The organism is Acidovorax sp. KPB24-07 (assembly GCF_057543315.1).
Map to the genome: position 1 here is coordinate 1 of NZ_BAAJYS010000099.1, position 12,599 is coordinate 12,599.

Annotated in this window: 5 protein-coding genes, 1 tRNA gene and 4 pseudogenes; all 10 read right to left on the reverse strand. The window is 61.2% G+C overall.

The genetic code is table 11. The annotated features are described in order from the left end of the window. Positions 1 to 248, reverse strand: a pseudogene (locus AC27IQ_RS12360) (LemA family protein); the annotation flags it as partial. A gap of 120 nt (positions 249 to 368) precedes the next feature. Next, positions 369 to 4,603: pseudogene (rpoC, locus tag AC27IQ_RS12365) on the reverse strand (DNA-directed RNA polymerase subunit beta'). 17 nt (positions 4,604 to 4,620) lie between these two features. Then, entirely contained in the window at positions 4,621 to 8,733 is a 4,113-nt protein-coding gene (rpoB, locus tag AC27IQ_RS12370; RefSeq protein WP_284414555.1) for a DNA-directed RNA polymerase subunit beta, read from the reverse strand. A gap of 275 nt (positions 8,734 to 9,008) precedes the next feature. Continuing rightward, complete coding sequence (gene rplL, locus AC27IQ_RS12375; RefSeq protein WP_272550599.1) at positions 9,009 to 9,386, reverse strand: 50S ribosomal protein L7/L12; 378 nt, start codon at positions 9,384 to 9,386, stop codon at positions 9,009 to 9,011. Positions 9,387 to 9,425: 39 nt separating this feature from the next. Continuing rightward, positions 9,426 to 9,951: pseudogene (rplJ, locus tag AC27IQ_RS12380) on the reverse strand (50S ribosomal protein L10). A gap of 236 nt (positions 9,952 to 10,187) precedes the next feature. After that, positions 10,188 to 10,884, reverse strand: a pseudogene (gene rplA, locus AC27IQ_RS12385) (50S ribosomal protein L1). Position 10,885: 1 nt separating this feature from the next. Beyond that, positions 10,886 to 11,338, reverse strand: a complete 453-nt coding sequence (gene rplK / locus AC27IQ_RS12390; protein ID WP_487089644.1) for a 50S ribosomal protein L11 — start codon at positions 11,336 to 11,338, stop codon at positions 10,886 to 10,888. A gap of 87 nt (positions 11,339 to 11,425) precedes the next feature. Continuing rightward, positions 11,426 to 12,019 (reverse strand): transcription termination/antitermination protein NusG, encoded by a 594-nt coding sequence (gene nusG, locus AC27IQ_RS12395; RefSeq protein ID WP_272566782.1) that lies wholly within the window; start codon positions 12,017 to 12,019, stop codon positions 11,426 to 11,428. After that, entirely contained in the window at positions 12,019 to 12,402 is a 384-nt protein-coding gene (gene secE / locus AC27IQ_RS12400) for a preprotein translocase subunit SecE (protein ID WP_272550594.1), read from the reverse strand. Before secE ends, nusG begins: the two co-directional genes overlap by 1 nt. Positions 12,403 to 12,491: 89 nt before the next feature. Then, a tRNA-Trp gene (locus AC27IQ_RS12405) sits at positions 12,492 to 12,567 on the reverse strand. Between the last annotated feature and the right edge of the window lie 32 nt (positions 12,568 to 12,599).

Sequence of the window (12,599 nt, forward strand, 5' to 3'; positions counted from 1 at the left end):
CGCGCGACGGCCAGCGACGCGCCGAACTGGGTGGTGGCGGCCCACAGCGCCGCCCGCGCATCGGCATGGGCCGCGGGCGCTGGACCCTGCGCGGCCTCGTATTCACCCAGCATGGCCATCATGCGCATGAGGTGTGCGTCCAGGCCACCGAAGGCCTGGATGGCGGCCGAGCGCAATCGCACGATCCGGTTGTAGGCACCCACGGCCCAGAACAGCAGCAGGGCAAGAAAAATCCAGGAGGACAGCATTGCATCTGCCGAGCCCGCAGGGGTCCGCGGGCTCGGCGCAAAAAAAGAGAAAACAGATAAGAAAACGCTCCCGGTCTGCCAAAGCGCAGAGCGGGAGCGTTTCAGGGAGCGTACCGTGGCTTATTGGGCCGTGGCATCGCCCAGGCTGGTGGTGCTTTCGACGTCGGAAGAGTCTTCGGTCGTGGCAGCCATTTCAGCGGCTTCGGCATCGGCGATGGCGCGGCGCTCGGCGTCGTCCATGGCTTCCTTGGCCTTGCGCGCCTGGTGGTAGGCCAGGCCGGTACCGGCAGGGATCAGGCGACCCACGATGACGTTTTCCTTCAGGCCACGCAGCTCGTCGCGCTTGCCCATGATGGCAGCCTCGGTGAGCACGCGGGTCGTTTCCTGGAAGGAAGCGGCCGAGATGAAGGAATCAGTCGACAGCGAAGCCTTGGTGATCCCCAGCAGCACGTTGCTGTACGTCGAAGGGATCTTGCCTGCGGCCTGCAGCGCCTCGTTCGTGTTCAGGATCTCCGAACGCTCGACCTGCTCGCCGGCGATGTAGTTGGACTCGCCCGGGGCCTCGACCACGACGCGGCGCAGCATCTGGCGAACGATCACCTCGATGTGCTTGTCGTTGATCTTCACGCCCTGCAAGCGGTACACGTCCTGCACTTCATCGACGATGTAGCGCGACAGCTCTTCGATGCCCAGGAGGCGCAGGATGTCCTGCGGATCGGCCGGGCCGTCCACCACGGACTCGCCCTTGTTCACGACCTGGCCTTCGTGCACCAGGATGTTCTTTTCCTTGGGGATCAGTTCATCCCAGACCTTGCCGTCCGGATCGGTGATCTGCAGGCGCACCTTGCCCTTGGTTTCCTTGCCGAAGGACACCGTGCCGGTGATCTCGGCCAGCATGCCCTTGTCCTTGGGCGAGCGCGCTTCGAACAGTTCGGCCACGCGGGGCAGACCGCCGGTGATGTCGCGGGTCTTCTGGCCTTCGACCGGAATCCGCGCCAGCACTTCGCCGGGGCCCACGTCCTGGCCATCGCGCACCTGGATCAGCGAGCCGATCTGGAAGCCGATGGTCACCGAGTGGTCGGTGCCGGGGATCTTCACTTCCTGGCCTTGCGCGTCGATCAGCTTGACCTGCGGGCGCACCACCTTGGCGGAGCCGCGGCGCTTCGGATCGATCACGACCAGCGTGGACAGACCCGTCACATCGTCCACCTGCTTGGCGACCGTGAGGCCTTCCTCGACGTTCTCGAACTTCACCTGGCCGGCGAACTCCGTGATGATCGGGCGGGTCAGCGGGTCCCAGTTGGCGAGGATGGTGCCGGCCTTGACCGTCTGGTCGGCCTTGACCGCCAGCGTCGCACCGTACGGCACCTTGTGGCGCTCGCGCTCGCGGCCGTGTTCGTCATGGATGACGATCTCGCCGGAACGGGCGATCACCACCAGCTCGCCCTTGGTGTTGCTCACGTAGCGCATCGTGGCGTTGAAGCCGATCACGCCATTGGACTTGGCCTCCACGCTCGATGCGATGGCAGCGCGCGAAGCGGCGCCGCCGATGTGGAACGTGCGCATGGTCAGCTGCGTGCCGGGTTCGCCGATGGACTGGGCAGCGATCACCCCCACGGCTTCGCCGAGGTTGATCAGGCCGCCGCGGCCCAGATCGCGTCCATAGCACTTGGCGCACAGGCCATAGCGGGTTTCGCAGGTCAGCGCCGTGCGCACCTTCACCTCGTCCACGCCGGCGACTTCGAGTTCCTCGATGAGGTCTTCGTCGAGCATCTGGCCGGCAGGGGCCAGCACTGCGCGCGTTTCGGGGTGCAGCACTTCGTCGGCCGTGGTGCGGCCCAGGATACGGTCGCGCAGCGATTCGATGACTTCACCGCCCTCGACGATGGCGCGCATCAGCGAGCCATTGGAGGTGCCGCAGTCTTCTTCGGTCACCACGAGATCCTGCGTCACATCCACCAGACGGCGGGTGAGGTAGCCCGAGTTGGCCGTCTTCAGCGCCGTATCCGCCAGGCCCTTACGGGCACCGTGGGTGGAGATGAAGTACTGCAACACGTTCAGGCCTTCACGGAAGTTGGCCGTGATGGGGGTCTCGATGATGGAGCCGTCCGGCTTGGCCATCAGGCCGCGCATGCCGGCCAGCTGGCGAATCTGCGCTGCGGAGCCGCGGGCGCCGGAGTCGGCCATCATGTAGATGGAGTTGAACGACTCCTGGTCCACCTCGTTGCCGTGGCGGTCGGTGGTCTTTTGCTTGGCCAGCTGGGCCATCATGACCTTCGACACTTCGTCGCCGGCCTTGCCCCAGATGTCCACCACCTTGTTGTAGCGTTCGCCAGCCGTCACCAGACCGGACACGTACTGCTGTTCGATCTCCTTCACTTCCTTCTCGGAACGCTCGATGATCCCGGCCTTTTGCGGCGGCACCAGCATGTCGTCCACGCAGATGGAAATACCGGCGCGCGTGGCGAGGCGGAAACCGTTCTGCAGCAGCTTGTCGGCGAAGACCACCGTCTCCTTCAGGCCGCACTTGCGGAAGCTCACGTTGATGAGCTTGGAGATTTCCTTCTTCTTCAGCGCCTTGTTGATGTTGCTGAAGGGCAGGCCCTTGGGCAGGATCTCGGACAGCAGCGCACGGCCGGCGTCGTTTCCACCAGCGACGTGGAAGGCACGAATTCACGCGTTTCCTTGTCCTTGGTCCACTCGGTCAGGCGCACCGTGATGCGCGCGGCCAGTTCGACCTCGTTGGCATCGAGCGCGCGCTGCACTTCGCCGGTGTCGGCGAACACCAGGCCTTCGCCCTTGCCGTTGATGCGATCGCGGGTGGCGTAGTACAGGCCCAGCACCACGTCTTGCGACGGGACGATGGAAGGCTCGCCCGAGGCCGGGAACAGCACGTTGTTGGAGGCCAGCATCAGCGTGCGGGCTTCCATCTGCGCTTCCACGGACAGCGGCACGTGAACGGCCATCTGGTCACCGTCGAAGTCGGCGTTGAAGGCCGCGCAGACGAGCGGGTGCAGCTGGATGGCCTTGCCTTCGATCAGGATGGGCTCGAACGCCTGGATGCCCAAACGGTGCAGCGTGGGCGCACGATTCAGCATGACCGGGTGTTCCTTGATGACCTCTTCCAGGATGTCCCACACCACCGGCGTGCCGGATTCGACTTCCTTCTTGGCGGCCTTGATCGTCGTCGCGATGCCCATGGCTTCCAGGCGCGAGAAGATGAAAGGCTTGAACAGCTCCAGCGCCATCAGCTTGGGCAGACCGCACTGGTGCAGCTTGAGCGTCGGACCCACGGTGATCACGGAACGACCGGAGTAGTCCACGCGCTTGCCCAGCAAGTTCTGGCGGAAGCGGCCGCTCTTGCCCTTGATCATGTCGGCCAGCGACTTGAGGGCGCGCTTGTTCGCGCCCGTCATGGCCTTGCCACGGCGGCCGTTGTCCAGCAGCGAATCGACGGCTTCCTGCAGCATGCGCTTTTCATTGCGCGCGATGATTTCCGGGGCCTTCAGCTCCAGCAGGCGGCGCAGGCGCGAGTTGCGGTTGATGACGCGGCGATACAGGTCGTTCAGGTCGGAGGTCGCGAAGCGGCCACCGTCCAGCGGCACCAGCGGACGCAGGTCCGGCGGCAGCACGGGCAGCACGTCCAGCACCATCCACTCGGGCTTGATGCCGGACTTCTTGAAGGCTTCCAGCACCTTCAGGCGCTTGGCGTTCTTCTTGACCTTGACTTCGGAGCCGGTCAGATCGCCGCGCAGCTTTTCGATTTCGAGGTCGATATCGATGGCTTCGAGCAGGTCCTTGATGCCTTCCGCGCCCATCTTGGCGATGAACTCGTCACCGTATTCCTTGCGCTTGGCGTCGTAGTCGTCCTCGGACATGATGCTGAACTTCTTCAGCGGGGTCATGCCGGGGTCGGTCACCACATACGCTTCGAAGTACAGCACGCGCTCGATGTCGCGCAGCGTCATGTCCAGCACCAAGCCCAGACGCGATGGCAGCGACTTCAGGAACCAGATGTGGGCGCAAGGCGCGGCCAGATCGATGTGGCCCATGCGCTCGCGGCGCACCTTGGTCTGCGTGACTTCAACGCCGCACTTCTCGCAGATCACACCGCGGTGCTTGAGGCGCTTGTACTTGCCGCACAGGCATTCGTAGTCCTTGATGGGACCAAAAATCTTGGCGCAGAACAGACCGTCGCGCTCGGGCTTGAACGTGCGGTAGTTGATGGTCTCGGGCTTCTTCACTTCGCCGAAAGACCACGAACGGATCTTTTCGGGCGACGCCATGCCGATGCGGATGGCATCGAAATGCTCGTCCGGGGTGAATTGCTTGAACAGGTCGAGTAGTGACTTCATAAACCTAGTCCCTTCGATTAAGAACGTTCGAGTTCGATGTCCAGGCCCAGGGAACGGATTTCCTTGACCAGCACATTGAACGATTCCGGCATGCCGGCCTCGATGGCGTGTTCGCCCTTGACGATGCTCTCGTACACCTTGGTACGGCCCTGCACGTCGTCGGACTTCACGGTCAGCATTTCCTGCAGCACGTAAGCGGCGCCATAGGCTTCCAGCGCCCACACTTCCATTTCCCCGAAGCGCTGGCCACCGAACTGGGCCTTGCCGCCCAGAGGCTGCTGCGTGACGAGCGAGTAAGGACCCGTGGAGCGGGCATGCATCTTGTCGTCCACCAAATGGTGCAGCTTCAGGTAATGCATGTAGCCGATGGTGGTCGGGCGCTCGAAGCGCTCGCCGGTGCGGCCGTCGAACAGGTAAGCCTGCGTGCGTGCGGAGGTCAGGCCCTTGCGCTCGGCGATGTCGTCCGGATAGGCGATCTTGAGCATGTCCTTGATCTCTTCTTCCGAAGCGCCGTCGAACACCGGGGTGGCATACGGCACGCCGTTGGTGAGGTGACCGGCCATGGCCATCAGTTCATCGTCGTTGAACTGCGACAGGTCTTCCTTGCGGCCGCGCGAGTTGTACACCTCTTCGAGGAACTTGCGCATGTCGGCCGCCTTGGCCTGCTCCTGCAGCATGTTGCCGATGCGCTGGCCGATGCCCTTGCCGGCCCAGCCCAAGTGCACTTCGAGCACCTGTCCGATGTTCATGCGCGATGGCACGCCCAGCGGGTTCAGCACGATGTCGGCAGGGGTGCCGTCGGCCATGTAGGGCATGTCTTCGACCGGGACGATCTTGGACACCACACCCTTGTTGCCGTGGCGGCCGGCCATCTTGTCGCCGGGCTGCAGGCGGCGCTTGACGGCCAGGTACACCTTGACCATCTTCAGCACGCCCGCAGGCAGCTCGTCGCCTTGCGTGAGCTTCTTGCGCTTTTCCTCGAAAGCCAGATCGAAGCTGTGGCGCGTCTGCTCCAGCGAGTTCTTGATCGATTCCAGCTGCGTGGCCACTTCGTCTTCCGCCGGGCGGATGTCGAACCAGTGGAACTTCTCGACGGAGGCCAGGTAGGCCTTGTCGATCTTCGTGCCCTTGGCCAGCTTTTGCGGGCCGCCGTTGGCCACGCGGCCGTTCAGCAGCTTTTCGATCCGGTCGAACGCGTCGGCTTCCACGATGCGCAGCTGGTCGTTCAGGTCCAGGCGGAAGCGCTTGAGTTCGTCGTCGATGATCTGCTGGGCGCGCTTGTCGCGCTGGATGCCTTCGCGGGTGAACACCTGCACGTCGATCACAGTGCCTTGCGAGCCCTGGTCCACGCGCAGCGAGGTGTCCTTCACGTCGGAGGCCTTCTCGCCGAAGATGGCGCGCAGCAGCTTCTCTTCGGGCGTCAGCGTGGTCTCGCCCTTCGGCGTGACCTTGCCCACCAGCGTATCGCCGGGCTGCACTTCGGCACCCACGTAGATGATGCCGGACTCGTCCAAGCGGTTCAGCTGCTGTTCCGACAGGTTCGGAATGTCGCGCGTGATTTCTTCGGCGCCCAGCTTCGTGTCGCGGGCCATGACCACCAGTTCCTCGATGTGGATCGAGGTGTAGCGATCTTCTGCCACGACGCGTTCGGAGATCAGGATCGAATCTTCGAAGTTGTAGCCGTTCCAGGGCATGAACGCGATCAGCATGTTCTGGCCGATGGCGATTTCGCCGAAGTCCGTCGATGCGCCGTCGGCGATCACATCCCCCTTGGCCAGCACATCGCCCTTCTGGACGATGGGGCGCTGGTGGATGTTGGTGTTCTGGTTGGAACGCTGGTACTTGATGAGGTTGTAGATGTCCACGCCCACTTCACCGGCCACCGCTTCCGCGTCGTTCACGCGGACCACGATGCGGGTCGCATCCACATAGTCCACCACGCCGCCGCGGTTGGCGGTCACCACGGTGCCCGAGTCCACGGCAGCCACGCGCTCGATGCCGGTGCCCACCATGGGCTTTTCCGGACGCAGCACGGGCACGGCCTGGCGGGACATGTTGGCGCCCATCAGTGCGCGGTTCGCATCGTCGTGCTCGAGGAACGGCACGAGCGAGGCGGCCACCGACACGATCTGTGCAGGCGACACGTCCATGTACTGCACACGCTCGGCGCTCAGCAAGGTCGACTCGCCCTTTTCACGTGCCGACACCAGGTCGCCCGTGAGGCGGCCTTCCTTGTCGAGCGTGGCATTCGCCTGGGCGATCACATACTTGCCTTCTTCGATGGCGGAGAGGTAATCGATCTGGTCGGTCACCTTGCCGTCCACCACACGGCGGTACGGGGTTTCGATGAAACCGTACTCGTTCAGGCGGGCGTACAGGGCCAGCGAGTTGATCAGCCCGATGTTCGGGCCTTCCGGCGTTTCGATCGGGCACACGCGGCCATAGTGGGTCACGTGCACGTCGCGCACTTCGAAACCGGCACGCTCGCGGGTCAGACCACCCGGGCCAAGGGCCGATACGCGGCGCTTGTGGGTGATTTCGGCCAGCGGGTTGGTCTGGTCCATGAACTGCGACAGCTGGGACGCACCGAAGAACTCCTTGAGCGCCGCAGAAATCGGCTTGGAGTTGATCAGGTCGTGCGGCATCAGCGGCTCTTGTTCGGCCTGGCCCAGACGCTCCTTCACGGCCTTCTCGATACGTGCCAGACCGGTGCGGTACTGGTTCTCGGCCAACTCACCCACGCAACGCACGCGGCGGTTGCCCAGGTGATCGATGTCATCGACTTCGCCGTTGCCGTTGCGCAAGTCCACGAGGATCTTGACCACGGCCAGGATGTCTTCGTTGGAGAGCACCATCGGGCCGGTGGATTCGTCGCGGCCGATCTTGGCGTTGAACTTCATGCGCCCCACGCGCGACAGGTCGTACGTGTCGGGGTTGTAGAAGAGGCGCTGGAACAAGGCCTGCACCGCGTCTTCCGTCGGCGGCTCGCCGGGGCGCATCATGCGGTAGATCGCCACGCGCGCAGCGAATTCGTCCACCGTTTCGTCGATGCGCAGCGTCTGCGAGATGTAGGCGCCCTGGTCGAGTTCGTTCGTGTAGATGACTTGCAGGTCCTGCACGCCGGCGGAGCGCAGCTTCTTGAGCAGCGCTTCGGTCAGCTCTTCGTTGGCCTTGGCAATGATTTCGCCGGTGTCGCCGTCGACGATGTTGCGCGCCACCACGCGGCCGATCAGGAAGTCTTCGGGCACGCTGATGTGCGTGGTGCCGGACTGCTCCAGTTCGCGGGTGTGGCGGGCCGTGACGCGCTTGTCCTTGGCCACGACCACCTTGCCCGACTTGTCGGTGATGTCGAAACGTGCCACTTCGCCACGCAGGCGGTCGGAGACGAACTCCATCTGCGCGCCGCTGTCCATCAGGCGGAAGTTGTCGTTGACGAAGAAGTTCGCCAGGATCGATTCGGGGTTCAGGCCGATGGCCTTCAGCAGGATCGTGACCGGCATCTTGCGGCGGCGGTCCACACGGAAATACAGGATGTCCTTCGGATCGAACTCGAAGTCCAGCCACGAACCGCGGTAGGGAATGATGCGCGCCGAGAACAGCAGCTTGCCCGAGCTGTGGGTCTTGCCCTTGTCGTGCTCGAAGAACACGCCGGGCGAGCGGTGCAGCTGCGAAACGATCACACGTTCCGTGCCGTTGATGATGAACGAGCCCTTGTCGGTCATCAAAGGCACCTCGCCCATGTAGACCTCTTGCTCCTTCACTTCCTTGACGACCTTGGACTGCGACGTGGAGGACTCGCGGTCATAGATGATCAACTGCACCTTGGCCCGCACGGCCGAGGCAAAAGTCAAACCACGGGTCTGGCATTCACGCACATCGAATGCCGGCTTGGCGAGGTTGTACTCGATGAACTTCATCTCGACAAACCCATTGTGCGAGACGATCGGGAAAGCAGCGTCGAACGCGGCCTGCAAGCCTTCTACGGTTCTTTTCTGGGGGGCTTTGTCAGCTTGCAGGAACGCGGTGTATGCGTCCTTCTGCATCTGCAGCAGGTAAGGGACTTCCAGCACGCTGTCGCGGCTGCCGAAACTTTTGCGAATCCGCTTGCGTTCGGTATAGGAATAGGCCATGAGATCTCCGGGCAAAGACATGAGTCCTGGGTCTTCGACGACTGACCTGCAAGGGCGCTTCCTTGCAGGCTTGGCGGTTGGCCACTACCAACCATGGCGGACGGCGATGCGTTGCACATCACCCGAACCAAGGTATCTTCTGCTGTCGGGATGGTCAGAAGACACTAGAAAGCAGTGGCGTGGGCACTGCTTTCTGGTGCGCTCTGGGCGTGAACCCCATAAGCACCAAAGGCTGGGAGCCCTTGCGGAGCCCCCAGCCCTGGAATCCAGGCGAATTACTTGAGTTCAGCCTTGGCGCCAGCTTCCACCAGCTTCTTGACGGCAGCTTCGGCGTCGGCCTTGGCAATGCCTTCCTTGACGTTCTTCGGAGCGCCGTCCACCAGATCCTTGGCTTCCTTGAGACCCAGGCCGGTGATTTCGCGCACGGCCTTGATCACGGACACCTTGTTGGCGCCGGCTTCGGTCAGCACCACGTTGAATTCCGTTTGCTCTTCTGCAGCTGCAGCAGCACCGCCGCCGCCGCCAGCAGCAGGAGCGGCCATAGCGGCTGCGCTCACGCCAAACTTTTCTTCAATGGCCTTCACCAGCTCATTGAGTTCCAGAACCGTCATGCTGTCCAGCGCGGTCAAAAATGCGTCTTTATCGAATGCCATTTTTATTTCCTAACAATTGGTTGGTTGTCTGCCGGGCAATCAAGCCGCGACAGGTTCGGCGGCCGTTTCGGCAGCGCCTTCGCCTTTTTTTGGCCGCCAACGCGCCCAGCACAACGGCCGTACGCGAAATGGGGGACATAAGCAAGCCGCAAATCTGAGCCAACAGAACTTCCTTTGGAGGAATGTTAGCCAGTTGCTTAACGCCGTTGATATCCAGGGCTTTGCCACCGAAAGCGCCACCGCGAATCACCAACTTGTCGTTGGTCTTCGCGAAATCGGCCACCACCTTAGCGGCGGCCACAGCGTCTTCGGAGAAGCCATAGATCAGCGGACCGGTCATCTGGTCTGCCACCACGTCAAACGCGCTGCCAGCCACAGCACGGCGAGCCAGGGTGTTCTTCAGAACACTCAGGGTCACGCCCTTGCTGCGAGCATCAACACGCAGTTTGGTCATGTCGGCGACCGTGATGCCACGGTACTCCGCGATCACAAGCGTTTGAGCTTTAGCGGCGAGGCTGGTCACTTCACTGATGACCGCTTCTTTCTCACTGCGATTAAGACTCAAGGTCTACTCCTTAAAATGCGCACTCGGCACAGGCCTCATACACGCTCTTGTTGCAGCGACCAACTGTTCAGGAAAATTTTCCATCTGCAGCGGGATCGCCATCTGCGTTGGCATCACTATGGATTTAAGCGCGACCGGTTCGCGCACCAACGGTCTTGGATGGCCTGCGGCGACCGAAGCAGCCGCAGCCCACCACATCAAACCCATCCGGGGATGGATTCGAAGATTTCTTGCAATTACGCTGCGATGGATTGCGTATCCACGCGGACACCCAGGCCCATCGTGGAAGACACAGCCACCTTGCGCAGGTACACGCCCTTGCTGGTTGCAGGCTTGGCCTTGGTCAGCGCTTCGATCAACGCAGCCAAGTTGCCTTGAAGCTTGTCGTTGTCGAACGAGCGGCGGCCGATCGTGCTGTGCACGATACCGGCCTTGTCGACGCGGAATTGCACTTGACCTGCCTTGGCGTTCTTCACGGCCGTAGCGACGTCAGGCGTCACAGTGCCCACCTTGGGGTTTGGCATCAGACCGCGTGGGCCGAGGATTTGACCCAGCGTACCCACAACGCGCATGGCGTCGGGGGCGGCGATCACCACGTCGAAAGGCATGTCACCGGCCTTGACCATCGCGGCCAGGTCGTCCATGCCAACGATGTCAGCGCCAGCAGCCTTGGCTTCTTCAGCCTTGGCGCCTTGGGCAAACACCGCCACACGGGTCGTCTTGCCAGTGCCGTTCGGCAGCACCACGGCGCCGCGAACCACTTGGTCAGACTTCTTGGCATCAATGCCAAGCTGAACGGCCACATCGATGGATTCGTCGAACTTGGCCGTAGCGGCTTCCTTCACGATCACGACGGCGTCAGCGAACGCGTACAGCTTGTTGCTGTCGACTTTGCCTTGCAGGGCTTTTTTGTTTCTTGGTCAGCTTGGCCATTTTATAAGCCCTCCACCGTCACGCCCATCGAGCGAGCGGAACCGGCCAGCGTGCGCACAGCGGCGTCGACATTGGCAGCGTTCATGTCCTTCATCTTGGTCTTGGCGATCTCTTCGAGCTGCGCACGAGTGATCTTGCCGACCTTGGTGCTCAATGCGTTGGCAGAGCCCTTTTCAAGCTTGATGGCCTTCTTGATCAAGGTCGTCGCAGGCGGCGTCTTGATGATGAAGGTGAAGCTCTTGTCGGCAAATGCCGTGATGACCACGGGCAGTGGCAGACCTGGTTCCACACCTTGGGTCTGCGCGTTGAACGCCTTGCAGAACTCCATGATGTTGAGACCACGCTGACCCAGTGCAGGGCCAATTGGTGGGGATGGATTGGCCTTACCAGCTGGAACTTGCAGCTTGATAAAACCGACGATTTTTTTTCGCCATGGTTTACTCCTTGCGGGTATTAGCGCCTAGGCCAGTGGCCTCAGCTCCCCGGGGTTTACGACTCATCAAACAATTCGCACCGAGTCGAAAAATGCGAATCCAAACAATCAGGTTTTTTCGACCTGACCAAATTCCAACTCTACGGGGGTAGAACGGCCGAAGATCATCACGGAAACGCGTACCCGGCTTTTTTCGTAATTGACTTCTTCGACAGAGCCATTGAAATCAGTGAACGGACCTTCTTTAACCCGAACCAGTTCACCCACCATGAATTCAATCTTGTGCCGAGGCTTGTCCGTGCCTTCCTGCATTTGGCTGACGATCTTCTGAACTTCTTCTTCAGAAATAGGAGCCGGGCGATTCTTGGCACCACCAACAAAACCCGTCACCTTGTTCGTGTGCTTGACCAAGTGCCAGGTGTCATCGTCCATGACCATTTCCACGAACACATAGCCGGGAAAGAGTCGACGTTCAGTGGTCTTGCGCTGACCATTCTTCATTTCAACGACCTCTTCGGTCGGAACGAGAATGCGGCCGAATTTCTGCTGCATGCCAGCGCGACCGATGCGCTCCACGATGTTGCGCTCAACCGCCTTTTCCATGCCGGAATAAGCGTGAACGATGTACCACCGCAAATCAGGATTCACAGGAGTGGCCGGGCTGGCAGCGTCAGTGCCGCTGACTTCGATAGCGTCCGTCATTACTTTCTCCACCCCAGAATCAAATCGTACAAAACCCATTCCAAGGTCTTGTCGGTGAACCAGAGAAAAAGCGCCATGATGACAACAAACGCAAAAACGTATGCCGTCATTTGAAGCGTCTCTTTCCGCGTGGGCCAGACAACCTTCTTGACTTCACGCCAGGCATCCTGCGCGAAACCCACGAACTGACGGCCAGGCTCGGACACCAAAAACACAGCTACTGCAATTGCAAGCCCGACAAGCAACGCAGCCCACTGGACAATCGGCCCTTGCTTTCCAAGCAAATAGAATCCGGCAATCGCTGCAAGAACAATTGCCACCACCGCAGCAAGCTTGGCTTTATCAGCGCCCGTACTAACAGTTTCAACTTGAGACGTGGCCATACTTAACTGGTTTCTTACTTTAAGTTTCGGCATCCACAAGACACCGAAGCCCGCCAGGGCCTGGCGGGCTTGTGATTGCCACGATCAAGTGGCAGGGGCAGTAGGAATCGAACCTACAACCTTCGGTTTTGGAGACCGACGCTCTGCCAATTGAGCTATACCCCTACATTCACGCTTTAAGCAATGATCTTGGCCAC